This window comes from Kitasatospora sp. NPDC051984 (assembly GCF_044593455.1).
GTDB lineage: Bacteria > Actinomycetota > Actinomycetes > Streptomycetales > Streptomycetaceae > Kitasatospora.
The window spans coordinates 46,666-72,635 of record NZ_JBIUCB010000023.1; the positions used below are offsets into that span (position 1 = coordinate 46,666).

Annotated in this window: 19 protein-coding genes and 1 tRNA gene; 11 read left to right on the forward strand and 9 right to left on the reverse strand. The window is 71.3% G+C overall.

Translation table 11 applies throughout. The features are described from left to right. Positions 1-145 precede the first annotated feature (145 nt). The 5 genes from ACIHEI_RS30775 (at position 146) to ACIHEI_RS30795 (ending at position 5,317) form a co-directional block, all read left to right on the forward strand. Positions 146-853, forward strand: a complete 708-nt coding sequence (locus tag ACIHEI_RS30775; RefSeq protein ID WP_387636654.1) for a TetR/AcrR family transcriptional regulator — start codon at positions 146-148, stop codon at positions 851-853. Then, positions 850-1,752 (forward strand): VC0807 family protein, encoded by a 903-nt coding sequence (locus tag ACIHEI_RS30780; protein ID WP_396609004.1) that lies wholly within the window; start codon positions 850-852, stop codon positions 1,750-1,752. Before ACIHEI_RS30775 ends, ACIHEI_RS30780 begins: the two co-directional genes overlap by 4 nt. Positions 1,753-1,925: 173 nt before the next feature. Then, a complete protein-coding gene (locus ACIHEI_RS30785; RefSeq protein WP_396609005.1) occupies positions 1,926-2,330 on the forward strand; it encodes a hypothetical protein in 405 nt (134 codons plus the stop codon). Between the two features lie 502 nt (positions 2,331-2,832). Continuing rightward, complete coding sequence (gene fusA / locus ACIHEI_RS30790) at positions 2,833-4,923, forward strand: elongation factor G (protein ID WP_396609006.1); 2,091 nt, start codon at positions 2,833-2,835, stop codon at positions 4,921-4,923. A 76-nt stretch (positions 4,924-4,999) separates the two neighbouring features. Beyond that, positions 5,000-5,317, forward strand: coding sequence for a hypothetical protein (locus tag ACIHEI_RS30795; RefSeq protein ID WP_396609007.1), 318 nt, complete (start codon positions 5,000-5,002; stop codon positions 5,315-5,317). A 94-nt stretch (positions 5,318-5,411) separates the two neighbouring features. Here ACIHEI_RS30795 and ACIHEI_RS30800 read toward each other — a convergent pair whose 3' ends face one another. Then, positions 5,412-6,287: a helix-turn-helix domain-containing protein gene (locus ACIHEI_RS30800; protein WP_396609008.1), complete on the reverse strand. Its 876-nt coding sequence runs from the start codon at positions 6,285-6,287 to the stop codon at positions 5,412-5,414. Between the two features lie 140 nt (positions 6,288-6,427). Here ACIHEI_RS30800 and ACIHEI_RS30805 point away from each other — a divergent pair, with 140 nt between their 5' ends. Further along, positions 6,428-7,042 carry a YbhB/YbcL family Raf kinase inhibitor-like protein gene (locus tag ACIHEI_RS30805; RefSeq protein ID WP_396609009.1) on the forward strand — a complete coding sequence of 205 codons (615 nt, stop codon included), beginning with the start codon at positions 6,428-6,430 and terminating at the stop codon, positions 7,040-7,042. Between the two features lie 78 nt (positions 7,043-7,120). Here ACIHEI_RS30805 and ACIHEI_RS30810 read toward each other — a convergent pair whose 3' ends face one another. Then, entirely contained in the window at positions 7,121-7,840 is a 720-nt protein-coding gene (locus ACIHEI_RS30810; protein WP_387636611.1) for an SDR family oxidoreductase, read from the reverse strand. Positions 7,841-8,018: 178 nt separating this feature from the next. Between ACIHEI_RS30810 and ACIHEI_RS30815 the strand changes: the two genes are divergently transcribed. The 3 genes from ACIHEI_RS30815 to ACIHEI_RS30825 all read left to right on the forward strand — a co-directional run bounded on the left by ACIHEI_RS30815 (position 8,019) and on the right by ACIHEI_RS30825 (position 10,178). Beyond that, positions 8,019-8,591: a TetR/AcrR family transcriptional regulator gene (locus ACIHEI_RS30815; RefSeq protein ID WP_396609010.1), complete on the forward strand. Its 573-nt coding sequence runs from the start codon at positions 8,019-8,021 to the stop codon at positions 8,589-8,591. Between the two features lie 112 nt (positions 8,592-8,703). Next, positions 8,704-9,966 (forward strand): MFS transporter, encoded by a 1,263-nt coding sequence (locus tag ACIHEI_RS30820; RefSeq protein WP_396609046.1) that lies wholly within the window; start codon positions 8,704-8,706, stop codon positions 9,964-9,966. A gap of 138 nt (positions 9,967-10,104) precedes the next feature. Beyond that, positions 10,105-10,178, forward strand: a tRNA-Pro gene (locus ACIHEI_RS30825). Positions 10,179-10,647: 469 nt separating this feature from the next. Here ACIHEI_RS30825 and ACIHEI_RS30830 read toward each other — a convergent pair. The 7 genes from ACIHEI_RS30830 to cas7u all read right to left on the reverse strand — a co-directional run bounded on the left by ACIHEI_RS30830 (position 10,648) and on the right by cas7u (position 23,400). Next, the gene (locus ACIHEI_RS30830) at positions 10,648-10,785 is read right to left on the reverse strand and encodes a hypothetical protein (RefSeq protein ID WP_189276467.1); all 138 of its coding nucleotides are present in this window, start codon (positions 10,783-10,785) and stop codon (positions 10,648-10,650) included. Between the two features lie 93 nt (positions 10,786-10,878). Further along, positions 10,879-11,424: a hypothetical protein gene (locus ACIHEI_RS30835; protein WP_396609011.1), complete on the reverse strand. Its 546-nt coding sequence runs from the start codon at positions 11,422-11,424 to the stop codon at positions 10,879-10,881. A gap of 29 nt (positions 11,425-11,453) precedes the next feature. Further along, the gene (locus ACIHEI_RS30840) at positions 11,454-11,759 is read right to left on the reverse strand and encodes a helix-turn-helix domain-containing protein (protein WP_189276462.1); all 306 of its coding nucleotides are present in this window, start codon (positions 11,757-11,759) and stop codon (positions 11,454-11,456) included. 4,755 nt (positions 11,760-16,514) lie between these two features. Next, complete coding sequence (locus tag ACIHEI_RS30845) at positions 16,515-17,612, reverse strand: hypothetical protein (protein WP_396609012.1); 1,098 nt, start codon at positions 17,610-17,612, stop codon at positions 16,515-16,517. Between the two features lie 2 nt (positions 17,613-17,614). Beyond that, on the reverse strand, positions 17,615-20,695 hold the full coding sequence (gene cas3u / locus ACIHEI_RS30850) for a type I-U CRISPR-associated helicase/endonuclease Cas3 (protein WP_396609013.1): 3,081 nt from the start codon (positions 20,693-20,695) through the stop codon (positions 17,615-17,617). Beyond that, entirely contained in the window at positions 20,692-22,164 is a 1,473-nt protein-coding gene (gene csb2, locus ACIHEI_RS30855; protein WP_396609014.1) for a type I-U CRISPR-associated protein Csb2, read from the reverse strand. The genes cas3u and csb2 overlap by 4 nt, the downstream gene beginning before the upstream one ends. Positions 22,165-22,170: 6 nt before the next feature. Further along, the gene (gene cas7u, locus ACIHEI_RS30860; RefSeq protein ID WP_189276452.1) at positions 22,171-23,400 is read right to left on the reverse strand and encodes a type I-U CRISPR-associated RAMP protein Csb1/Cas7u; all 1,230 of its coding nucleotides are present in this window, start codon (positions 23,398-23,400) and stop codon (positions 22,171-22,173) included. Positions 23,401-23,684: 284 nt separating this feature from the next. Between cas7u and ACIHEI_RS30865 the strand changes: the two genes are divergently transcribed. After that, positions 23,685-24,800 (forward strand): hypothetical protein, encoded by a 1,116-nt coding sequence (locus ACIHEI_RS30865; RefSeq protein ID WP_396609015.1) that lies wholly within the window; start codon positions 23,685-23,687, stop codon positions 24,798-24,800. 849 nt (positions 24,801-25,649) lie between these two features. Continuing rightward, the gene (locus ACIHEI_RS30870) at positions 25,650-25,865 is read left to right on the forward strand and encodes a hypothetical protein (protein ID WP_396609016.1); all 216 of its coding nucleotides are present in this window, start codon (positions 25,650-25,652) and stop codon (positions 25,863-25,865) included. Positions 25,866-25,970: the final 105 nt, after the last annotated feature.

Below are 25,970 nucleotides of genomic sequence, written 5' to 3' on the forward strand. Positions count from 1 at the left end.
CTGCCGGCGGATTGGGTGACTGATGTCATGTGCATGGCAGTGCGCTCCGGGATCGGACAGGCGGGTTGGGGCCATTCGGGGCGGCCTTCGGGCTGCTTGGCGGGCCTGGTTCGGGAACTTCTTGCTCGGCCGTACAGCTTCTTGCTTGCCCGAGCAATTGAGAGTAGCTTTTTGCTCGGGCGAGCAAGGGCTGGCTCGGGCGAGCAGAGAGGGGTGCTCCGTGGGGCGCACGTTCACCGAATCGGCGCGGCGTCGGCAGATCGTCGAGGCGGCCATCGAAGTGATCGCCGATGCGGGGTACGCCAAGGCCTCGTTCGCGCGGATCGCCAAGCACGCGGGGCTGAGCAGCACCGGGATGATCTCGTACCACTTCAAGGGCAAGGACGATCTGCTGCGCGAGGTGGTCGCCGAGGTGATGCAGGTCTCCGAGGCGTACATGCGCCCGCGGATCGAGGCGGCGGTGGGCCCGCGGGAGCGCCTGCGGGCGTACATCGAGTCCAACGTCGAGCTGGCGGCCGCGCATCCGCGGGAGCTGGCCGCGCTGGTGGAGATCCTGAACGGTCAGGGCGATGACACGGAGGGCCAGTTCGCGGCAGGGCGCCGGGCGGTGATGGACCTTCAGGAGTACATCGTCCGCGCTGCCCAGGCCGACGGCGAGTACGGCCCGTTCGACGCGAGGGTGCTGGTGACGGCGATCCGCGGGGCGATCGACGCGGTCCTGGTCCGCGTGCTGCGCGAGCCGGAGATGGATGTGGCCGCCAGCGCACGGGAGTTGGCCGACTTGTTCGACCGGGCGGTGCGTCCGGCCGAGGTCTGCATGGAAGCGCATCGGGTGCCGGGGGAGGACACATGAACGAGCGACGGCCGGAATCGGTGGGGCAGGACGTGACGGGGGTCGGCATGACGGTGGCGGGGACGACGGGGGCGGGCATGGCAGGGACTGGCTCGGCTGGAACGGGCTTGGCGGGGGCGGGCGTTGAGGCCGGCGCGGGTGCGGCCGACGGGGGTGCGGCCGACGGGGGTGCGGCCGGCGTGGGCGCCGTCGGTGGGGGTGCGGCCGAGTTGCCGCGGACGGCGGACGGGCAGGTGGACTGGGCGGCGCTGGCGGGGGACGACTCGACGCCGCAGCAGCGTGCGGCGCGCGGGTGGCGGCAGGCGGCCAAGGCGCTGGTGTTCGAGCTGGCGATCCCGCTGGGCGGGTACTACACGCTGCTCGGACTGGGTGCGGGCCAGTGGCTGGCGATCACGCTGAGCAGCCTGGCCGCGCTGCCGTGGTTGCTCTACGGGCTGGTGCGCAACCGCCGGCTGGATCCGATGCCGGTGTTCACCCTGCTGCTGATCGCGGTGAGCACGCTGCTGTCGGCGGTGACGGGCAGCCCCAGGGTGCTGATGGTGCGCGACAGTTGGGTGTTCGGCGTGATCGGCGTGTGGGTGCTGGGTAGTCTGCTGACCCGCCGCCCGTTCATGTACGGCGCGGCCCGGGCGGTCGTCGCCGCCAAGATCGGCCCGGCGGGCGCCGATGCCTGGATCGGCCAGTGGGACTACGACCCGGCCTTTCGGCGCCACCTCCGCCTGCTGACGGTGATGTGGGGCACGGGCTTCGCCCTGGACGCCCTGATCCGGGTCGGGTTCGCGCTGACCCTGCCGCTCGGCGCGGTGCCGCTGGTGAACGCGCTGCAGTGGCTGGTCGTGCTGGGCGGGATGATCGGCTTCCACACCTGGTACGTGAAGCGGAACGGGCTGCTGGTCTGAGTCGCTTGCTGGGCGCGGCGGTTCCGGTGCGGAGGTGCCGGGGTCGCCGCGGCCGTCGTGGTGTGTTGTGGTGCGTCGGCGCGGGGTCGGCGCCTGGCGGCGCCTGGCGGCGCCTGGCGGTGCGTTTCGGCGTGTGTCGGCGTGTGTCGGCGGGCGGTGGCAGGATCGGCGGTGTGATCGCTGTCGAGGATGTCATCGAGCGGGCCGGCCCGGAGGGCGTCCTGCCGCTGCTCTCCCTGGCCGAGTTCTTCGCGGGCAACACGGTCGAGGACTCGCTGGCACCGAACCAGTGGGGCTACGGGCGGCCGCCGTTGGCCGAGTTGGCCGCCGGTCTGGCCCGGATCGCGGACCGGCCGGAGGTGGCCTGGGTGCGGGTACAACTCCACCCGGAGACATTGGACTTGGCAGAGCTGCTGGCCGAGGCGGTCGCCGTTTGCACCAGCGCGGACGCCGCGAGCTGCGAGTCCTGGGCGGCGGGTTGGGAGTCCAGCGGCGTGGTGAACGGCCTGGTCGACGAGTATCTGGACGTTCCTCCGGTGCCCGTCGGCATGGCGATCCGCTCGATCGTCTGGGACTGACGATCCACTAACTCGCGCTACCGAAAAGCGCGTTGAGTCGTCCAACAGAAAATGCGGGTGACGTCGGAGACCGGACGCCCCTAGACTCGGCTCGCCGAAAGACGCCCGGGCCGGATGGCCGGCCGGGGCACACCGTGATGTGGAGAGGGAGGGGCCAGCCGTGCGTACCGCCGCTGTTGTCGTTCCCCCGTCGCGGTTCGAGGTGATCCTGGTGTCCTCGGCAGACCGGCGCCCGCTGCGCGGCCGGCGCCGGTAAGGACCGCGAGCTCCACCCAACCACCCTTCTGTGTACGCCCGTTGTGGGCGTCCTGCGGTCGCGCCGCCACTGCCGGCGGACCGCTCCCCCGTTGCCCTTCCCCTGCTGTGCCGCGTTGCGCGCCGTGTCGCGCTGCGCCGCCGATCGGGGGTGGGTCCGGGGGTGGGCCAGGGTGCGGTGGTGCGGCTCGTGCTGCCGTGAATCGCGCCGCCCACTCCAGGATCGAATTCCGAAAGGCGCCGGGCCATGCGCACCGACCTCACCCTCACCACCACTGCTGTCTCCGCGGCCGCCACCGTCCGCAACCTCGGCATCCTCGCGCACGTGGACGCCGGGAAGACCACCGTCACCGAGCGCATCCTGTTCCTGACCGGGGCGATCCACCGGCGCGGTGAGGTGCACGAGGGCACCACTGTCACCGACTTCGACCCGCAGGAGCGCGACCGGGGCATCACCATCTTTGCTGCGGCGGTCAGTTGTGACTGGGACGGCCACCGGCTGAACCTGATCGACACGCCGGGGCACGTGGACTTCGCCGACGAGGTGGAGCGTTCGCTGCGCGTGCTGGACGGTGCGGTGGCGGTCTTCGACGCCGTCGCGGGCGTCGAGCCACAGAGCGAATCGGTGTGGCGGCAGGCCGACCGGCACGGGGTGCCGCGGATCGCGTTCGTCAACAAGATGGACCGGCCCGGCGCGGACCTGGACGCGGCGGTCGCCTCGATCCGGGACCGGCTCCACCCGGTGCCGCTGGCCGTGCAGTTGCCGATCGGCCGGGAGGGCGAGTTCACCGGCGTGGTCGACCTGCTCCGGCTGCGCGCGCTGACCTGGCCGGACGGCCCGGGCAGCGTCGGTGGCGTCGGTGGCGCCGGCGGCGTACAAGTCTCCGACGTACCAGCCGAGTTGGCGGCCGAGGCGGAACGCCGCCGGCAGGCGCTGGCGGAGGCGGTGGCCGAACTGCACCCGGCGGCACTGGAGGAGTACTGCGCCACCGGCACCCTCGGCGCGGACACCCTCGCGGGCGCGCTGCGTCAACTCACCGCCGACGGACAGGCGGTGGTGGTGCTGTGCGGTTCCGCGTACCGCAACCGAGGGGTCGAACCGCTGCTGGACGCGGTGACGGCGTACCTGCCCTCGCCACTGGACGTCCCGCCGGTGCGGGGCTACTGGCAGGGAACCGTCCAGGAACGCTCGGCGGATCCCGAACAGCCGCTGGCCGCACTGGTGTTCAAGGTGAACGCGAGCACCACCGGCAGGCTCAGCAGCCTGCGGATCTACTCCGGCACACTACGGAAGGGGGACACCGTGCTCGACGCGCGCACCGGACGCACCGAGCGGATCGGCCGCATCCTGCGGGTGCAGGCCGACCGGCACACCGAGACCGACACGGCGGTGGCCGGCGACATCGTCGCCGTCATCGGGCCCAAGGCCGCCCGGTCCGGCAGCACGCTGTGCGCGCCCGGCGCCCCGCTGGTGCTCGAACCGGCCGTCGCCGCCGACCCGGTGGTGACCGTCGCGGTCGAGGCCCGCCGCTCGGTGGACACCGACCGGCTGGCGGTCGCGCTGCTCCGGCTCGCCGAGGAAGACCCGTCCCTGGTGGTCGGGACCGACCCGGAGAGCGGGCAGCGGGTGCTGTCCGGCCTCGGTGAACTGCACCTGGAGGTGGCGGTGGAGAAGCTCCGCCGCGTCGGGCTGGAGGTCACCGTCGGCCGGCCGCAGGTCGCCTATCGCGAGACGCTCTCCCTGGCGGTCGCCGGACTCGTCCTGCGGCACGTCAAACAGGACGGCGGCGCAGGGCAGTTCGCGCACATCGTGGTCGACGTCGAACCGCTCGGCGAACCCGGCACGGAAGGCTTCGAGTTCCGTTCCACCGTCACCGGTGGGCGGGTCCCGCAGGAGTTCGTGCAGGCCGTCGAGGCGGGCTGCCGGGACGCCCTCACGGACGGCCCGCTCGGCCACCCGGTCACCGGAGTCCGGGTCACCCTCACCGACGGGGCGACCCACGTCAAGGACTCCTCCGACCTGGCCTTCCGCACCGCCGGCCGGCTCGCCCTTCGCGAGGCCCTGCGGCGCGGCAGCCCCGTCCTCCTGGAGCCCGTGGTGGACCTCACCGCGACCGTCCCGCCGGACAGCCTCGGCGGCGTCCTCGGCGACCTGTCCGCCCGCCGCGGCCGCGTCCACGGCTCCGAACCCCAGGGCGCCCGCGGCGCGACCCTGACCGCCACCGTCCCGCTCGCCGAACTCTTCGGCTACGCCGGCGCCTTGCGCAGCCGCACCCAGGGCCGCGGCACCTTCACCACCCACCCGGCCGGCTACACCCCGGCCCCGTGCCGGCAGTAACGGCCGCGTCTGCCCCGCCCCGGACTTTCGGAGCGGGGCAGGCGGGTCGGTTGACGGGTTGCGGCAGGATTCGGTCATGAATTTTCGGATCGAGTGGCCCGCGCCCATGGACGAGTACGACTGGGCAGTTCAGGAGTGCAAGGGCTGGTTGGAGGCCACCCTCGTCCGGGACGGTGGCAGCCGCCAGCTCGTCGAGGTATACGACCCGGCTCGGCTCGCGCAGGCAGTGGCCGACGAACTGGCTCGAACCGGTTGCTTCACGGCCAGGAACCTGCTGGTGGTCCCGAGTGTGACGCGGGAGAACATCGAGACCGCGATATCCGCGATTGTGGACGAGGACGCCTGCGAGCAGGGCCGATGCAGTGGGGCGAGGCCGGAGACGCCATCTCACTGACCTTGTCAGGTGCGGGGGAACGCTCTCGGGTGCGGCCCGGGGTGGGCGGCGGTGGGCGACATACCGCCAGTATCCGCCGGCCCGCCGGCAGGCGTCACGCGGCGCTGATCGGGTGGACGTCGGCGCCGACGGCGGTGGTGGTGAGGAGGCGGCGGAGGGCGTGTTCGGTGGTGGGGTCGGCCGGGGTGATGGTGAACAGCAGGTGGTCGGCGGCCGGTCCGGTGGAGAGGATGTCGTAGCGCAGCCGGAGTTCGCCGGCTGCCGGGTGGCGGACGCGTTTGTTGCCGGCGGAGCGTTCGAGGACGGTGTGGTCGTTCCACCAGACGTCGAACTCGTGGCTGTGGGAGCGCAGTTCGGCGACCAGTGCGGCCGTGCGGGGATCGCCCGGGTGGCGGGCGTGGCCGGCCCGGAGGTGGCCGACGGTTTCGCGGGCGACTCGCGACCAGTCGAGCTGGCTGGTGCGCGCGGCCGGGTCGAGGAACAGCATGCGCGCCGTGTTGTCGGCCCGGCCGGTGCCGAACCCGGTTCCGAACAGGGCCCGCGCCGCCGTGTTGTGGGCCAGCACGTCGAGCCGGTGGTCGGTCAGGTAGGCGGGGAACAGTGGTATGCCGTCGAGGAGTTGGAGCAGCGATGGGCGCACCCGGTCGGTCCGCGCCGGGGTGGAGGGTGCGGGTTCGCGGCGGGCGAGCAGGTGCAGGTGGCGGCTCTCGTCCGGGGTCAGGCGCAGGGCGTCGGCGAGCGCGTGCAGGACGGCTGCGCCCGGGGTGCCGACCCGCCCCTGCTCCAGGCGGACGTACCACTCGACGCTGACGGCGGCCAACTGGGCGACCTCCTGGCGGCGCAGCCCCGGGGTGCGGCGCCGAGGCCCGCGCGGGAGGCCGACGTCCTCGGGCTGCAGCCGGGTGCGCTTGGCGCGCAGGAAGGCGGCCAGTTCGGCCTGCTGGGGCGCTCGTTGGGGCGTGCCGGTCATGGTGTCGATGATGCGCACGGGCGGCCCGGGGCGTCCAGCGCGGATCCTGGTACGCCGGATGACACCATCCGGCGTGGCTCCCCAAGTGCGGTGGAGCGGACGAGGGTTGGGGCATCAACGCCGACCAGGGGAGATGCCTCGTGCCACGCCTGCCTCGCACCACTGCTCTACTGCTGAGCTCCGCCGCCGCCCTGGCGCTTCTCGGGGCCGCCGATTCGAGCGCCCAAGTCCGGGGATCCGTCCGCGACTTCGGCCGGGTGTCGGTGCGCTCGGGGATCCCGGCCGATGCCGGGCGGTTCACCGTCACCAGCCCGGATCTGGTGAACGGCAAGTTCCCGCAGGCGAATTGGGCGAACTCGTTCGGCTGCGACGGCGGCAACCGACCGCCGCGACTGGAGTGGCGCGGCGCGCCCGCCGGCACCCGCAGCTTCGCCGTCACCATGTTCGACCTGGACGCCCCGACCGGCTCCGGCTTCTGGCACTGGCTGAGCTGGGACCTGCCCGCCACCGCCACCGCACTCGGCGAGACCCTGCCGCCCGGCGCGGTCTCCGGCACCGAAGACGCCGGTCAGCCAGGCTACTTGGGCCCGTGCCCGCCGGCCGGCGACCGCCCGCACCGCTACCGGATCACCGTCTACGCACTGGACACGCCGAGCCTGGCGCTGCCGGCCGCGACCCCGCCGGCCGTCACCGCATTCACGTTGGGCGGTCACGTGCTGGCCTCCGGGCAGACCACGGCGGTGGCGGCGCGGTAGGCGTGTGCAACGGGCCCGGCCCGCAGGCGAGTTGGGTGCCTTCGGGCCGGGCGTTCGTGAACTGGTGGGCGGGGGTGGTCAGTTCATGGAGATCAGGTGCAGGCCGCCGTCCGATTCCAGGACCGTGCCGGTGAGGTTGCGGTTGGTGGCGGCCAGGGCGACCGCCTCCGCGACGTCCTCCGGGTCGGCGACCCGGCGGACCGGCAACTGGCCTGCGGCGTGGGCGAAGTAGGCCTCCCGCGCCTCCTGCGGCATGCCGTCCCACCACGGGGTGGCGACCAGGCCGGGGGAGACCGCGTTGACCCGGCGCGGGGCGAGTTCGACGGCGAGCGGCTTGATCATCGACTCCAGCGCGCCGTTCACCGCCGCGAGTCCGGCCGTGCCGGGCAGGGCCGTCCGGGCCGAGATCGCGGTGACCAAGGTGATCGACCCGTCCTCGGTCAGGTGCGGCAGCGCGGCCTGGACGGTCGTCAACTGCCCCCAGAACTTGGCCTCGAAGGCGCTGCGCAGCCCGGTCAGGTCGAGCTCGGCGAACGGGCCCGCCCCCTCGGCGCCGCTGAGTGCGACCACCAGCCAGTCCAGCGACCCCACAGTGCGCAGGACTTCGGCGATCTGCTCGCGGTCGCCGCCGTCCGCCCGGTGGCCGACCAGCTCCGGGTCGCTCACCGCGAGTGCTTCCAGACGTTCCTTGCTGCGGCCCACCACGTGGACCGCAGCGCCCTGCGCGTGCAGCCGGCGCGCGGTGGCCAGCCCGATGCCCGAGGTGCCGCCGACCACCAGTGCAGTGCGCTCACTCATCTGTGCCATCTCCCCTGTGCCTGTCGGTGGAAGCGGGCCGAACCCGGCCGCTCCTGACGATCCGCCGGCCCGCTATTTCGAACCGCGACGTCTCGTCTCGAATTACGGTAGCGTGCTGCCCGTGATCGAGCAAGCGAAATCCACCCCCGGTGGTACAACTGACGAAGCATCAACTGCCGTGCCGGGACCGCCCGTCCGGCCCGGCCGCCGCCGCAGCGAGGAGAGCCGCCAGGCCATCCTCGGCTCCGCGCTCGGCCTGCTCGACGAGGTCGGCTACGCCCGCCTCACCGTCGAAGGCATCGCCGCCCGCGCCGGCACCGGCAAACAGACCGTTTACCGCTGGTGGCCCGGCAAGGCGGACGTCCTGCTCGAAGCCGTCACCGCCCACGCCCGGCAGCACATCCCCCTGCCCGACACCGGCGACCACGCTGCCGACCTGCGCACCTTCCTCGCCGCCACGTTCGCCGCCGCCACCCCGCGCACCGCCGACGCACTGCGCGCGCTGATGGCCGAGGCACAGATCGACCCAGCCTTCGGCGAACGCTTCCGCGAAACCCTGCTGCGCCCACGCCGCGAAGCCCTCGGCGCCCTCGTCGAACGCGCCCGCACCGCCGGCCTGCTCGCCCCCCACCTCACCACCGCCACCGCCGTCGACCTCGCGTTCGGTGCCCTCTGGTACCGACTGCTGGGCAACAGCGGGCCACTCGACGACGAACTCGCCGAACTCCTGACCCGGACGCTGCTGCGCTGAGGCAGCCTTCGCCGCCACCCCGCCTTCGCCGCCACCCCGCCTTCGCCGCCACCCCGCCCGGAGGGCCGCCGACCTGCTGGCCGACCATGGCGACGTGCCCACTGAACCGCCCATACCCTCCGCGACCCCGTCCCGGCTGCGCCGCCTCACCCGCGGCGCGTTCGCCGACCTGACGCCGCTGCGCCACAGCCCCGACTACCGGCGGCTGTGGTTCGGACAGTCGGTCTCCGCGATCGGCCAGCAGATGACCGCCGTCGCCGTCTCCGTCCAGGTCTACGACCTCACCGGCTCCACCTTCGCCACCGGCCTGGTCGGACTCTGCTCACTGCTCCCGCTGATCGTCTTCGGCCTGTACGGCGGCGCCATCGCCGACCGGGTCGACCGCCGCCGCCTCGGCCTGATCGGCTCCGGCGGACTCGCCGCCGTCTCCGCCCTGCTCGCCGCCCAGGCCCTGCTCCACCTCGGCGTCGTCGCCCTGCTCTACGCGGCCGTCGCCCTCCAGGCCGGCTTCTTCGCCATCAGCTCGCCCGCCCGGTCCTCGATGATCCCGCGACTCGTCCCCCGCGAGCAGCTCACCGCCGCCAACGCCCTCAACACCATCGGCATGAACCTCGGCCAGACCGTCGGCCCCATGCTCGGCGGCGTCGCCATCGCCGCGTACGGCGCCCAGGCCGCGTACCTGGTCGACACCGTCGCCTTCACCGCCACCCTCTACGCGATGTGGCGGCTGCCCGCGATGCGACCGCAGGCCGCGAACGGCAAACGCGCCACCGTCCTCGACGGCCTGCGCTTCCTGCGCGATCAACCCAACCTGCGGACCTCCTTCCTCGCCGACCTCGCCGCGATGATCTTCGGCCTCCCGCGCGCCCTCTTCCCCGCCATCGCCGTCGCCTTCTACGGCGGCGGCCCCGGCACCGTCGGCCTGCTGGTCGCCGCCCCCGCCGTCGGCGCCCTGGCCGGTGGACTCTTCTCCGGCTGGATCGGCCGCATCCACCGGCACGGCGCCGCGGTCCTCGCCGCCGTCGCCGCGTGGGGCCTCGCCATCGCCGCCTTCGGACTCGTCCACAACCTGCCGCTCGGCCTGCTGCTGCTCGCGGCGGCCGGCTGCGCCGACACCATCTCGATGATCTTCCGCAACACGATGATGCAGGTCGCCGCCCCCGACGAGATGCGCGGCCGCCTCCAAGGCATCTTCATCGTGGTGGTGGCCGGCGGCCCCCGCCTCGGCGACTTCGAGTCCGGCACCGTCGCCACCCTCACCACCCCCACCCTCTCCATCCTCACCGGTGGCCTCGCCTGCATCGCCGCCGTCCTCCTCCTCGCCACCCGCCGCCCCGCCTTCCTCCACTACGACGCCCGCCACCCCACCCCCTGACCCCGCCCCCCGCCACACCCCCCGAAACCTGGCAGCGAGCACCCCCCGACGTGCTGTATTGTTTTCCACGTCGCCGGGAAACACCGGAGACAAGGTCAGAAAGCCAAGAAGTCCACCGGGCAACGCGGCAGACGACCACGGGACGTGGCGCAGCTTGGTAGCGCACTTGACTGGGGGTCAAGGGGTCGCAGGTTCAAATCCTGTCGTCCCGACGTGAGTCGGAAAGGCCGCTGGCCGGGAGAAATCCCAGGTCAGCGGCCTTTTGCGTGACGGGCCGTCAGGGGCCACGGGAATTGGTTCGCATGCTGTTTGGGACCACTTTGGGACCAGGGCCCCGGGGGTGGGGGTCAGCCCCCTTGGCTGGGTCCGATTTGCCCGTTTTGCATGTCACTCTCAGTAGCCGATGCGAGATCGTAACAATTGATTTCCGGCCATGTTTTTGGCGGAAATCCCGCTTGCGTGGCGGAAGTTGGCCACAGCTGACGGCCCCTCAGGTGGCGGCATGGTGTCAAAGAAGAGACCTTCCGGCTGGGGCTGTCGATCGCCAGGTGATTCCGGAGCCGGAAAGGTGGCTCTGCGTGACGGCGCGTCGGTGTGACCGCCTCTCGCACGGCCCGCGCTCCGCGCTGGCCCCCTGGGCGGGAGCGCACTTGACCCGGGACCGAGTGGCCTTCCGTCCGGTTACGTGCCGGTGAGGCCCAGCCGGTCCAAGGCGGGATCGCCGGGGAACGCGATCGACTCGATGCGCGCCGGCGGAATCGGGGACGTGTAGTGGACGGTGGCGTCGACGGTTTCGCCCAGCGCCTTGCCCAGGAGCACGTGCGCCAGCGACGGTGCGGTGCCGACCGCCTTCGGTCAGGTCCAGGAGGGCGGTGACGACGGCCGGGCGGCCGAGCGACCGCAGCGGGCCCGTCATCTCCGGGTCGTCCTCCCTGGGCTGGTAGACCGCCCCCCCGCCCCAGAATGCCCGCAGGCGCCAGCCGAGGGCCTGGTTGGGGGGAGTGCGTCGCCGGACAGGGTCAGGAACACGAAGCCTTTCCGTCCGCCGGCCTTGCGGGTGATGAGGTTCGCTTCCTTCAACGCCGTGTACTGCGTGGTGGTGAGGTGGCCGAGGCCGGCGGCGCGGGCGAGGCGCTCGGCCACGCCCTGGCCATCGGCGAGAAGTAGTCCGTGCTCCCGGATGCTGTCCGCCTCGTGGTCCAGCAGGCGAGTGCAGTGCTGTGTCCGGACCAAGTACCGGGAGAGCAGCGGGGCCATCGCGTCCAAGTCGGCGTAGTCGCCGATGTCGGTGTCGGCCTTGTCGCCGGCGGTGAGCCTGTCGACCAGGTCGTAAAGGGTGCGGGAGGGGGTGCCGCTCGCGGCAAGGCCCAGGGCGAGAAGCCGCTGGACCTCCGTCCTCGGAAGCCAGTGCGTCCCATCGGACTCGCGAACCGGCACCGCGACGGTGAACGGGTTCACCTACCCGGGCTTGCCGCTGGGCGCGGCCACTACGTACGGAGATTCCCCGCTGCCTGCGGCGGCACGTCGATGAACACGACGCCATGCCCGGGGCTGTCGTGCTCGATCCACTCGATCGAGACGTTGCGCGGCGCGGGAGTGATCCGCTCCCGCAGGAGCTTGCGCATCTGGTCCAGGTCCACAGACGACCGGTCGAACGGCAGCAGCCGGTCGAGGATCTCCTGCCCGTTCTCCAGCCGGGTGCCGATGCCCAGGACGATGACGCCGCCTTCGGTGGAGTTGGCGAAGGAGGCGACGTCCTTGCCCAACTCCTCCACCGCCGAGGGGTTCTTCAACTCGTACGAGGCGCCCTTGGCGTCCAGCTAACGGCATTCCAGGAGGCCAAACAGGGTCGAAGGATCGTTGGCGTATAGGGCGGTTCGGGCCTGTTCAAGTCCGGTCTCTGGCACCGAACCAGTATCCCGTGCGCGCCAGCGAGGTCTGCCGAAGTCCGATACGGCGCCCGCCGGGTTCGCGGCATCCGATGCCGTGCGAGCACGGCAGATCCGGGAACGTCGCACTTATCGGGATTCGGGCCGGAGCGTGGGAGCGAAGCGGTTCCACAGCCAGCGAAGGCTGCGATGTTGCCGCACCGGGACGGTGCTGAGCAACGCGCCGCCCGTGGTGAGGAGGTCACCTGGCTTTTGGCTGCGATGGTGCCGCACCGGGACGGTGTGGAGCGACCGGCTACGGCCTGGACCTGCCCCCGGGCGCAGTACCTCGTGCTGTGATGGTGCCGCACCGAGATGGTGCGGAGCGGCATGGGCGTACTCTGACCTGGGGTCCACCGATAGCGGCTGCGATGGTGCCGCACCGGGACGGTGCGGAGCGACGGCGCGGCCGTCGTCCTGGTGATGCACAATCTGGAGCTGTGATGGTGCTACACCGAGATGGTGCGGAGCGACCTCGCGTCGATGGCCTCGCTGGACCTCGGCCCGATGCTGCGATGGTGCCGCACCGGGATGGGTGCGAAGCGACCTACAGGTCGAAGTCGGTATGCCGGGCCGTACCAGCTGCGATGGTGCTGTACCGGGATGGTGCGGAGCGACACGCGGGTACGCGCGGGTGGCGTTCGCGGACGTGCTGCTGCGATGGTGCCGCATCGGGCCGGTGCGGAGCGATCGGCCACCATGCGTTTTGAACCGGCAAGGAACAGTCGCTGCGATGGTGCCGCACCGGTGAGGTATGGAAGACATCCTTACCGCCGGAGAACGCGACGTAGAGGACCGGGCTGCGATGGTGCTTCGTGAGGTTCGGAGGAACTGGGCAGTCAGATCGCGGTCCTGGAAACCAAGGAACAGCCGCGATGGTGCCGCACCCGTGAGCTGCGGAGGCGCATTCGGTGGGTTGGTCGGAGTAGGGATCAGCCATCAAGCTGCGACGGTGCCGCACCGAGATGGTGCGGAGCGACGAGGGCCACACCGTAGTGCTCGGCACGCTGAAGTGCGTCCTGCGATGGTGCCGCGCCGGGGTGGCACGGAGCGACGACGTTCGTGGGTATGTGGCCGTCGGCCAGCAGCGGGCTGCGATTGCGCCGCACCAGGACGGTGTGAAGCGACCCGGTGCCGGGCCGAAGTACTGCTCGCGCGAGGACCAGCTGCGATGGTGCCGCACTGGGACGGTGCGGAGCGACAAGCACCTCTGGCGGGCGGCGGCCGGATGTCTCCAGCTGCGATGGTGCCGCACGGGGCGGTGCGGAGCGCCCCGCCGCCTGGTCCGAGAGGTGACGTTGACCTTGGAGCTGCGATGGTGCCGCACCGGGACGGTGCGGAGTGACCGGGTCACCCGGTCCGAACGCGACCACGCCACCGCGCTGCGATGGTGCCGCACGGGGCCGATGCAAGCGACGCGCGGTGACGGCGGCCTGTTCCTCCTCCGTGGCGGGGCTGCGACGGTGCCGCACCGGGACGGTGCGGAGCGACGAGGGAGTGACCGTGGTGACGTGCACCTGGAAGTCGCTGCGATGGTGCTGCGCCGGGACGGCGCGGAGCGACTTCGAGCGGCGGCCGGCGGATCGCCTCGGCGATCAGGCTGCGATGGTGCCGCACCGGCACGGTGCGGAGCGACACGGCGTCCACGTCGCGGTGGGCCGCACGGGCGATGCTGCGATGGTGCCCGCACCGGGACGGTGCGGAGCGACACCGGATACCGCGCGATTGATGCCCTGGCACCCGCAATGCTGCGATGGTGCCGCACCGGGGTTGGTGCGGAGCGACGATGCGGCAGTCGGTGAAGATCAGCTCACCGAAGGAGCTGCGATGGTGCCGCACCGGGACGGTGCGGAGCGACAGAGCGCCGGCGTTCTCCGCCTTCTTGGACAAGGTGCTGCCATGGTGCCGCACCGGGATGGTGCGGAGCGACGCGGCACCGTCTGTTGACCGAATGACGACCGCGCTGGCTGCGATGGTGCCGCACCGGAACAGTGCGGAGCGACGCGGGAGTAGTTGTTCATCGTGCCGATGGTGTCGGCGCTGCGATGGTGCCGCACCGCGACAGTGCGGAGCGACCTGTCGCCGGCCGCGACGAACGTCGGCAACCTCGCGGGGCTGCGATGGTGCCGCACTGGGACAGTGCGGAGCGACGGGATTCTGTCCGCAGGTGTGATCCCGTTCCGCAAGCTGCGATGGTGCCGCACCGGGACAGTGCGGAGTGACCTGGACGGTGCGCATGGTCGTGTCGCCAAGTGCGTCGCTGCGATGGTGCCACACCGGGATGGTGCGGAGCGACGAGCCGTTCGACCTCCCATAGATCGCCGTTCTTCACGCTGCGATGGTGCCGCACCGGGACGGTGCGGGAGCGACCGCTTGTGAAGGCCGATAACGGCGATAGCGGGAAAGCTGCGATGGTGCCGCACCGAGGTGGTGCGGAGCGACTCTCCGTCAACGACGAAGTCGTGCTCTACGCGAAGCTGCGATGGTGCCGCACCGGGATGATGCGGAGCGATCCGGATCGAGTTGTGGAAGTTGCTCAGCTGGGCTTCGGGGCCGCGATGGTGCCGCATCAGGACGGTGCGGAGCGACGAAGGCCCTGAGGCTGGCGCGGTTCATGGTTGGCCGGCTGCGATGGTGCCGCACCATGAAGGTGCAAAGCGACACGAAGTCTGCCTTGGCGACAACGTCGTGGTGCTCGGGGCTGCGATGGTGCCGCACCGGGACGGTGCGGAGCGACACGGACCTGAAGGGCCGTGCCCAACACCGTCAGGTGGCTGCAATAGTGCCGCACCGGGATGGTGCAGAGCGACTCCTCGACGGTGATGGCGTCGCGACGCCGTTCGAGGCTGCGATGGTGCCGCAACGAGATGGTGCGGAGCAACCGTCCGGCGGGCCCGTTCTCCGGAGGCCACCTGCCGGCTGCGATGGTTCCGCACCGGGATGGTGCGGAGCGACGTCCGACCACGCGGTCGGGGTGAGCGCCCGCAGGCGGCTGCGATGGTGCCGCACCGGAATGGTGCGGAGCGACGGCCATCGCGGCGTCGATCGCCGGCCAGCACCGCGTGCTGCGATGGTGCCGCACCGGTGAGGTGTTGAGGTGCTGTCTGACGAGGAAAGGCACATGTGACGGTTCGTCGAGCTGCGATGGAGCCGCACAGGTGAGGCGCGGCGGCGGCCGGTACCACATGTCGGATGAGGCGTGGGCTGACATGCTGCGATAGTGCTGCACCGTACCGGAGTGGTACGGAGCGATGCGGAGCATGGTGGGTTGGCACAGCTGGACGTAGTCGCTGCGATGGTGCCGCACCAGGACGGTGCGGAGCGACTCGTGTTGGTGACGTTCAGCGGCAAGGGGGGTGTGGGGCTGCGATGGTGCCGCACCGGGACGGTGCGGAGCGACTCCGGCTCTAGCAGATCCCCCAGTTCGTCGCCGAGCAGCTGCGATGGCGCCGCACCAGGCTAGTACGGAGCGAGCGACCGACCCGTCCGTGCCGGTCACCTGGTAGAGGGCGAGCTGCGATGGTGCCGCACCAGGATGGTGCGGAGCGACTACGGGTTGCCAGCGGCGATCGCATTGAGCTCGGTGCTGCGATGGTGCCGCACCGGGACGGTGCGGAGCGACCCAGGCGGTTCGTGGTGGGGGCCGACTCCGTAGAAGCTGCGATGGTGCCGCACCGGGACGGTGCGGAGCGACCGCCCCGACGACGGGGAGGAGCCCCAGGCCCAGCCGGCCGCGATGGTGCCGCACCAGGAAGGTGCGGAGCGACCCGGGCGGTCCGCGCTTGCGGACCGGATCGCCGGTGCTGCGATGGTGCCGCACCGGGATGGTAGGGAGCGATCAGGAGCTCGGGGATCAGGTCGGCCAGCTCGATCGGGCTGATGGTGCGGAGCGACGAGGACGACCGCGGAGCGCTCAGAGCTTCGCCCAGTTGCTGCGATGGTGCCGCACCGAGACGGTGCGGAGCGACGTGCTTGCGCATCTCACGTTCGAGCGGCTCCGACTTGCTGCGATGGTGCCGCACCGGAACGGTGCGGAGCGACGAGGAGGCGCTCGTCCGGCCACCCGTTGTACATGCAGCTGCGATGGTGCCGCACCGGGACAGTGCGGAGCGACCATCGGCGCCGACACCGAATGGATCCGCGACGCCGCGCTGCGATGGTGCCGCACCGGGATGGTGCGGAGCGACTGGACGAGCCGTCGGCCGAGGTGTTCCCCTCGATGGTGCTGCGATGGTGCCGCACCGGGATGGTGCGGAGCGACACGAGTTGGTGGTACTCGACGGCACCTCGGTCGCACCGCTGCGATGGTGCCGCACCGGGATGGTGCGGAGCGACCCGCAGTCGAGCCGGTCGGCGGGATCACCCGCTCGGAGCTGCGATGGTGCCGCACCGGGATGGTGCGGAGCGACGGTGTCTGAGCTGCAGGCTTGATGGTCCGACGAGTCGGCTGCGGTGCCTGCCTGGGTGTCTTTTTGGGCAATTCGGACTTGTTGCTTCGGTGCGGTGGGGTGTTTTCGTGTCTGCTTGTGGTTCCGAAGTCGTGTCCGGCCGGGATGCCGTTCTCTGTGTTGGCGCTGTGGAGTTGTCAAGGACCGTGTGGTGGGCGGTTGGTGGTGGGGTTCAGGGCCAGAGGTGGCGGCTTGCGGCGAGGGGGCCGTTGGACTGTTTGAGGCCGGTTCGGGATGCGGTGTAGAGGGAGGTGACGCCGAGGTCGGTGAGCATCGCGGTGTTGTGGTTCGTGCCGGGTTCGGTGGCGCGGACGGCGGGGTGTTCGAGTAGGACGGTGACGGCGGTGGAGGTGAGGGGTGGTGTCCAGGCGGGCCATCGTAGGGCGCCGCGGCGGTTGGTGGTGTCCCAGCTGGTGGCGGTCTGGGTGTTGCCGGTGGCGGTGAGGCGGAAAGTGCCGAGGGCGTGGAGGGCGAGCCAGGTCGGGCCCGGAGCTCCCCGCTGGTAGGGCTTGCCTTCGGAGTTGGTGTGGGCGTCGCCGAGGGAGCGGTGGTCGAAGTTGGCGGAGGCGTAGTCGGGGACGCGGCGCCAGCCGTCGAGGGCCGAGCGGATCTGCCGAGGGTCGTTGTGGCAGCCGAGGACGGCTTTCTGCATCAGGCCCGTGATGGTCATCTGGCCGGCGGCGGCGATCAGCGGTGTGACGGGCGTGCGTCGAACCGTGGTGGGCGTCGCCCCTTCGACAGGTTCCGGGTCGTTCTTGCCGGTCTTGGGTTTGTAGTCCTCAAAGCACATGACGTTAGTCAAGGCGGCGAACCAGCGGGCCTGGCGGTCGCCCGTCTCGCGTTCGGCCTGGGCGAGTCCGCGCAGTGTGTGGTGTGCGGTGTCGACTCGAAGGCGCAGGGCTTCGTTGGGGGCGGTGGTGTCTTCGCGGGTGCGGGTGAGGAGTCCGGGGACATGCGGGAAGGAGTCCCAGCCTTCGTCCTTCGTGCCGGCCGTGTCGGTGTCCTCGTCGTCTTGGTCCTCGGTGTCGGCCGTATCAGGCTGCCCGGCCGTGGGGGCGCGCTTGGGCGGGAGGTGGGCCGTGAGGAGGTCGGTGAGGGTGTCGAGGGTGAGGGGCTGGTCGATGGTGAGGACGGCGGGGCCGGCGGGGCCGTTCCAGTGGAGGCGGGGTTTGGCGGTGAGGGTGGCGGTGGTGAGTTCGAGGATGCCGAGGGCGGCGAGGAAACCGAGCGGGTCGTCGGCGTGCAGGGCGGGGAGTTCGAGTTGGTGCACGGTCAGTTGCCTTCTTCGGAGCAGGCGATGTCGGCGAGGCGGACGACGGATTCCAGGAGGGCCAGGCCCCAGAAGCCGTAGCGGTGGTTGAGCGTGTCGAAGCGGTCGGGGCCGTTCCAGTCGGTGCCGATCGTCGTGCTGGAGACGGTGACGGTGGTGTCGTCGGGCATGGTGCACTCGACGAGCACGGGCTCGGAGTCGGCGAACGCGGGCAGCATCGGGCGGGCGTAGCCGTGGTGCGCGGCGACGAGGTGGATGACGAGGTCGTGGTCGAGCCCTTGGGCGGCGGCGGGGCCGATGGAGAGCCAGGTCTGGACGGTGGCGGCGCTGAGGGCTTCGTGGCGCAGGTCCTTGGACCAGTTGGCCAGTCGGGCGGCGCGTCGCCGGGTAGCGCGGTCGGCGGGGTCCATGCCGGACTTGGCGAGGGCGTCGGGCAGGGATTCGGCGAGCAGGCGGTCACCGGAGCAGAGCATGCACTGGAATCGCGGGTGGTGTTTCCCGCAGTCGTGGGCCTGGGCGGCCAGCTCGACGGCGTCGACCAGGTCGTCGGGCAGTCCGACGGCCCGGGCGAAGGCGCGGGCGCGTTCGCCGACCTTCTGGTGGTGGTGTTGGAGGGTGACGGTGCGGGTGAGGCTGCTGCTGTCCGGGTCCTCGTCGTCCACGGAAATCCGGTAGCGGCCGGCGTCGGCGCGCCGCGGCGGGAGGAGGACGATCCGCCCCTGACCATCGCGGTCGACCAGCACCGCCCCGGCCGCAGCCGACCGTCCGGTGCGCCACTCGGCGACCTCCAACAGGCTCTCCAGGCGCCGGCGCAGCGCCGGGGTGTGCCGGGCGGGGCCGTCGGGTGCGGTGTCGGTGGGCAGGGTGGTGAGCAGGCTGGTGATCGCGGTGCGGATGGCGTCGGTCGTGCTCACGGCGTCCGGGTCGTCGGGGTCGGTGGTCAGGTCGGTGATGGCCTGTTTGACGATCGGGGTGAACTGCTCGGGGGCGGTGCCGGTGGTGCTGGCCAGGACTGCCGGGTCCAGGCGTAGCGGGGTGCGGGTGTGGTCGGTGGGGTGGTCGCCGAGGTCGGGGACGGGGGTGTTGGGGTCGGCGGTCCAGCCGTAGGCGTCGTGGCCGCCGGCGGTGGTGGGCAGGACGAGGGTGGTGCCGGGTTTCAGGTCGTCGGTCGTGTGCGGGGTGGTCCAGGTGCCGTCGGCTTCGCGTTGGAGGACGGTGGTGCGCAGGCGGGTGGGTGGGTTGCGGGGTTCGGGTGTGGTGTCGGCGTCGGGGCCTTCGAGGTCGCTGGTGTCGGGGGTGCGGCGGGGTTCGGTGAGGAAGCGGCGCACCGCGGCGAGGGGCATGGAGAGGGTTTCGGCGGTGTGGACGGGGGTGGTGGACAGGTGTTCGGCGAGGGCGTCGGGGTCGGTGGTGTCGGTGGTGAGGTCGGCGCGCCACAGGAGTTGGACTTCGGGCTGGCCGGTGTCGAGGCCGTGGAGGAAGGGGGCGGGGGATTCGTCGGGGACGGGGATGGGGCTGGTGCGGGCGAAGGCGTCCACGCGCACCTGGTGGACAGGGGGGATGTGTTCGCCGGCGCGGGTGAGCGGTGCGGTGTCGGTGCCGTCGAGGAGGCCGGGCAAGGTGGCGGGGTTGAGGACCAGGCCGTCGAGGAGGTGGGGGGTCAGTTCGGCGGGGTCCTGGGTGTCGAGGGTGGGGGTGTGGTGGGTGAGCCACTGCCAGGTACGGGCGGCGGCCGGGCCGTAGACGGGGATGCGGTCGGCGTCCTCGGAGTTGTGGGTGCGTACGAGGATCGCGGGCACGGGGCCGAGTTCGCCGCGGCGGTCGAGGCGCCCGAGGCGCTGCAGGGCGGAGGCCCAGTCGCCGCATTCGCTGACCATGGCTCCGAAGGTGCAGTCGATCCCCACTTCGAGGGTCTGGGTGCTGATCACGACGATGGGGCGTTCGCGGTCGGGGTCGATGCCGGTGAGGAGTTCGGCCAGCGGGCCGGTGACGAGCAGGTCGCGCTCCGCTGGCCGGCAGCGCCCGGTCAGCAGCAGCACGTCTACGTCGGTGCGCCGAGAGAGTGCTTCGTGGGCGGCGCGAGCGTGGGTGATGGTGTTGGCGATCACCGCGACCGCGGGCAGCTTAAGGAGGGGAAGGACGGCGTCCAAGCCGGTTTCGGCGGCGAGGGCGAACGCCTCGGCGGGCTTCTTCGACCAACTGCTGGCGTCCAGCAGCGTTACGTGGCGCTCGGCGGCGATCCGCCGCCCGGCGATCGGATGGGCGCGGTCGGCGTCGCCGATGCCCAGGCGGGGCCGCCCTCCGGTGGCGCTGGTCGCCGACAGGCTCACCACCCGAAGCGCCCGTAGCGCTAACTCCGCTCGCGCCGCTGTCCGCTGGTAGAGAGCGGTGTCGGCGGCGGTCGCCAGCAGGGCCTTCGACAGGTGGGCCTCGTCCAGGGCGAGCAGGGCGTCGTACCCGGTCAGGGCGGCGTCGATCGGAGCGCGCTGCGGTGAGGTGTGGTAGCCGCGGAACAGCAGGCGGCTGCCGTACTGGTCCACGGTCGACGTCACCACCAGCGGCTGGGCCGGGCTGCGTACCCAGTTCGACTCCCACCTGGTGCCGCCGCGCATCCGCACCACCTCCAGAGGCGCTGTTCCTCCGCCGAGGTCGCGCAGCGATGCGGCGACCTTCGCCCGCACGGAACCGGCCGGTGCCCCGGCGAGGGCCGCGGCCAGCTCGAGGGAGTGCTGGTGGGCCTGGTCGACCACCAGGCGCCGGTCGACGCAGAAGAACAGCCGCAGCGGCACCGTCCGGTGCTTCCGGCCCACCCCGCGGGCGTGTTCCCAGGCGAGGAGGAAGAGCCAGATGTCGATGAACGTCGTCTTGCCCAGCGCGGTCGGCACATCGAGGTCGGGCCACCTCGCGCCGTCGGCCACGGCGTCCAAGTAGGCGCTTTGCCAAGGGAACGGCGCCCAGCCCTCGCACCCGTCGCACACCACAGTCGCGGCCCCGTCCGGGCAGTGGGTGTGGTGGTGGACTTCCCGGAAAAAGGTCGGGAACTCAGCCGCCTCGATCCTCGGCAACCGCTCGGTGCCCGTCACTGGTCGTCCTCCTGGAAGTCGGGCTCCGGACGGCACAGGCCCAGGCCGAAGTTCTTCTTGCTGCCCAGCACCACCGGTCCCGTCACCGGAGCAGGGAAGGTCAGGCGTACGTGGCAGCTCGGCAGCGGCCGCTCTCCGTCCTTGCGGCGCACCGGGAAGCCGTCCACCCTCGGGGCTCCGGGCATGAGCGCGCCGCGCGGGCTCACCTGTACCTGCGCGGGTTCGGGGAGCCCTGCTGCGACGCAGCTGGCGGTGACCGAGTGGGCCCACGAGGCTTCGTCGTACTTCTTGGGGAAGCGGTCGAGGACCATCGGCAGCACTGTGGTCCACACGGTCGAGGGTCTCTGCCACGTCCCCGGTTGGAGGGTCTGCGGCCACGAGTCCTGGTCGGCGGGGCTGACCCGTACCAGGTCCAGCGGCTGCCCGTCCGCCTGCCGGATCCAGCGCAGGCCCCCGTCGTGGCGGAGGAGGGCTGCGAGCAGTGCCTTGCGGTCCTGCCTGGGCATCTCGCGGGGCAGGGCGATGCCCAGGCCGCGAAGCATCCCGTCGGCGTGATGGTGGCCGATGAACGGCAGCGCGAGGTAGGCCACCGGGCGTGGGTCGTCCGGGCTGTTCTTGTGGCCGTGGACGGTGGTCATCGCCTCGACGTCGTGGCCCATCGCTTCCAGGGTGCCCAGCACCGTGCTTCGCAGCCGGCCGGTCAGCTCCAGCGTCCACCGCGGATCCAGCGCCACGCCCGGGGCGAAGGAGAACGTCAGCAGGTCACCGAACGGGCCATCCGCTGCTGGCGTTCCGGGCCGGTCGTCGTGGTCGGGGTCGAGGTAGTGGTGGGTGACCGACTGGCTCCAGGCCGGCCGCTGTTCCTCGAACGCCTCCTCCAGCCAGGCCAAGTAGCCGCGGTAGGGGACGCGGATCGGCCGCGAGCCCTTCGGGTACTCGCCGGCGGGAGCTGGCAGCCAGCGCAGCCGCCGCCCATCGCCGTTGCCGGGCTCGTCGGGCCCGCACCAGGCCTCCAGCAGCCCCGCCCCGGTTGAACGCCCGAAGTACGGCACCCGGCGGACCAGTTCCTTCAACACCGGGGCGAGATCCTCCCCCGGCTCCGCGGCCCAACTGAACACCATCCGCGAACCCGACAGCGTCTTCTGCGCCCACCTCCGGGGGACACCGCCCGCGGTGCGCCCGGGCAGCAAGGTGTGGGTCGCCTTCGCCGGGTTCACGATGTTGGTCACCACCCATGCCGCGCGCGGGTGTTCCGCCTCCAAGTGCTTGGCCGGCACCGTGACCACCGGCGGCTCCTGGGCCTCCAGCCACGTCAACGCGATCCGGTGCGCGGCATTGTCGAGGTCGGCGTGCGCGACGAGCGCGCAGAACAGGCGGGCCGGGTGGGGCGGCCACTCGGCCTTCTCACCGTCCATCGCGGTCGCCTGGTAGAGCGGTTCAAGCAGCTCCACCGAGATGTGGAAAGGCATGACGCTCTACTCGCCTTCCGCCTCGCCGATGCCCTCCAGGCGGAAGGAGCGCTCGATCGCCTGCTGCACCTGCGCGTTCGGCCGCAGCCGCACCGGCTCCTTCGACCACATAAGGCCCGCCTCCTCGGCCCGCGAGCGCGCGAACTCGAACAGCTCCAGAGCCTGCCCTGCCGTCTCCAGCTCCAGCGGCTCCGTCACCGCCACGCCCTCACGCCCGCGCCCGACCCACTCGATGCGCTCCGACACCAGCAGCAGGTCGCAGCCCGACCGCAGCCGTACCGCCGGCGCCGCGAACGCCAGCCGATCCCCCAGCAGCGCGAGCGCCGCCAACAGCGCCCTTGCTGCCCGCACGTACTCCTTCGATGCGTCGCCGAAGCGCAGCGCCCTCAGGCCCGCCAAGGCCAGTGACGCGTTCCGCTCGATCGCCTGCACCGTCACCCCGCCCATCCCGGCGACCGGCGGAATCATGCCGTGCCCGACCGCCGACGCCTTGAGCGTCTTCCCCTTGCCGCTCTTCTTGCCCGCGCCGTCGACCGGCCGCCAGCCGTCGGCGGTCAACTCCACGTTGTCGCCGGGGAAGTTCCACACATCCAGGCGCCCCGCCGCGCGCTTTCCGGACAACGGACGCAGGCCCACCATCTCCGAGGTGTAGGCGCGCGGTACCTTCAACTGCACGCGGCGCTTGCGGTGCGAATCCCACAGCCCGTACACCAGGTCCGAGGGCGCCGACTCCAGGAAGGCGCGCACGTCACCGGTTCCCGTGTCGCGCAGCGCTCGCCCCGCAACCGTGTCGTCGAACTTCGCTCCGGACTCGTCCAGCGCGTCACGGAAGTAGGCGTCACGGGAACGGTGCGGGGCGTCCAGGTTCGTCATCCGCAGTTCCCGGCCCTCCGCGCTCACGTGCAGCGCCAGATGCGGCAGCAGCACATCGCCCTGGTCGACCGCTTCCAACAGAGCAGTCTCGCACCGGTTCGCCTGCGACTGCCGCTGGTCCAGCAGCACCACCTCCGCGGACTCCTGCCCGACCCACCGGTCCTCGAACAACTGGCCCGGCCCGTCGACCTCCCGCTCCTTGCCCGTCGCCAGATCTCGGACGGTCCGGGTGACCTTCACGGTCGGCGGCGACACCGGCGTTCCCACGCCCGCCACAGGCTCGTACCGGGCCGTCACCCGGATCGCACCGTCCACCGCAAGGCCGCTCGCTGCCTCGGCCAGCCGCTCGTACAACGCCTCCATGGAACCCTCCTTGTGCAGGAATCTCTCGGACAGTTCGCATCGAAGCAGCCCCCGCCGACAGCCCCCACCCATTTGGATGATGACCCGTCAGAACACTTTCTAGAGGTAGCAGTTGCCCTAAGATGGTCCGCTCTTCCAGTCGGGGCTCGCTGGCGGGCCGTCGGTTCTCCGATTCGGTCCCGTGCAGGTCCGTGCCCGCCGTAAGCGATGGGGGCGGGATAAGCGAACTGCACCCCCGCGCCTGACTCCGAGAACTCGCCCGGCTCGCTTTGTAGCGTTTTTGCATGCCACGCTCCGCGCCGACGGGCGCCTACCACGAACTCATGGTCCTGACGGCCGCTGACGGGAACCCCGTCAGCCACGCCCAGCTCGAACGCTGGCGGCGCGAGAAGCTGCTGCCCGCCCCCGACAGGGTGTACCTGGGCGGGCAGGCCGGCACTCGCACCTCCTACCCGCAGGAGGTGAAAGACCTCGCCCGCGCGCTGGCACGTCGGCACCGGCCCGGTCGCCGGCTGGACGACACCGTCCTGCTCGCCTTCTTCTGCGACAGCGCCCGAATCCCGGAGGTCCCATTGAAGTTGGCGCTCATCAGGACGTACTTCCCCGACCGGGAGCGCCACCGCGACGCGGCGGCCAAGATCGTGGACGCCGTCCCCGCCGACCCCGGCTCCGAACGGGACATCTACTACGACTGGGCGGAGGCCGAAGCCATCCTCGAAGTCAAGAAGGGCGGGATGGTCATCCGGAAGATGCGCGCGAACCTGCGGCGACGGCCCAATCTCGCGCACGCCTCGCGGGAAGAGATCGACGGCCGCCTGCTCGGCGTGCTGACCCACCTCAACTCGCCCCACCTGCCCGAGGACGACCTCGATCTCATGCGCGACCTGGAGGCCGCGATCGACCTGGACTCCGATGAATCCAGCGTCGCCCGCCTCGCCGTCTGGGAGTGCGTCGCCGCGGCCCACGCGTGCCAGATGGCCCGTTTCGGGGAGACGAACGCCGAGGAGCGCTTCGACACGCTCTGCCGCACCCCGCCGGAGGAGCTCCACCGTCTGCGGGACGAAGTGGTTGCCGCCCAGCAGGAGGTCTGGCGGCGCGCCACCGGCGGGCGCCGAGGCACCCTGGCTCCCGAAACCGTGTCGATGAGCAGGAGCGCCGCCCGCGCGCTCGCCGAATGGACCACGGCCCGAAAAGCCCACCCCGAAGGCTCCTCGTACGCCGACGTCCACTTCACCGACAGCCTCCTCGACCTGGCCCGCGCCACCGCCCTTGCGTGGCTGCTGAACCACGCCGGCCGCGAACGGGCTGCGATGCCGCCCGTCGACAAGGCGGGAGAAGGGCGTACGGCGTTCATTGCCCGCACCGCTGGGGCAGCCGGCCGGCGGCGCCGGACCCGCTGACCCTTGCTGGAGCGTCGGCGGGCTTCGTGGAACCCGCGATCCGCGGGTTCCAGGTGGCACTGCAGGTCCGGGCTCGGGGCCGGCGCGAGGTGGCGGCGAAGGTGCAGGGGCTCGGGGCGCTGACCCGGTTGGTGAATCCAGCCGGGCTGCTCCGTCGAGGAGGTGTGCAGCTGGGCTCGGCCCTGAGGGCTGTGAGGAGGTTGACGTCGCTGGCGTCGTTGGCCTGCTCCTGGCCCGGCTTCTCCTCGGCGGTCGCTCTGGCCGGCGCGCTGCTTCCAACAGTGGCCGCGCTCGTCTTAGCCGCAACCGAAGTAGATGCCGCACCAGGCGCTCTGCGCGGGGAAGTCGGAGGGCTCGCCCCGGCTGCAGTCTTACTCCGTGCGGCTCGGCGCTGGCCGCCCGCTTCGGAGCAGCGAATGGATGGAGCCGATGAGCGGAATGACGTGATCCACTAATTCCCGTGCGGGAATCATCGTTCACTCGAACGGGCTAATGCCGCGACCTCTTTGTCGATCCAAACTCGACCATTTTCTGTCGGCTTGGGCGGCGCGATGCGACGACTATCCCGCTGTTGGCGGGCTCGACGATCGATCAAGGGCCGCTTATGACTGATTCCGACTGATCCAATGGCAAGTATGTAATTCCCGCCGAGCTGCCGAAAGTTGGCAGCATCGACGAATGGCGAGGGACGGGCATTGGGAGTGTGTAGCGTTCTTCCTGTGAGCCGACAGGCACACAAGCGCACGTATGGAAAAGCACCTCGGTGCGGGTGGTCGAGACCCGCACCGAGGTCCCTAGCGAGGAGTGCAATTGCAGTACCGCGCAATCTCAGGGCGACCCATCCGCCCCGTGATCATCCCCGAAGCTACCAGTTGGCCGCTTGCCCGAGACGGCTTCGTTTCCTGGGAGGTCAACGTCTCCCTGGGTGCGATCGTGGCGCCGCTGGCGGCCATGTGCGTCGCGTTCGGAGTGGTGGTGGAGCCCTGGGCGGGGGTGGCGCTCGGCGGCTTCGTCGGTGCGGCGAGCCGCGCCAGGCTGGCCTATCGCCGCGTCCGTCTCCTCTGAGACGTCTTGTGGGGCCGGCGGGTGATCCCCCGGCCCCACGGGGCGGGGCTGCCGTCGGTGGCGGTCGTTTCAGTGTTCCGCACCGGTGCCAACTCACCCGGAGCG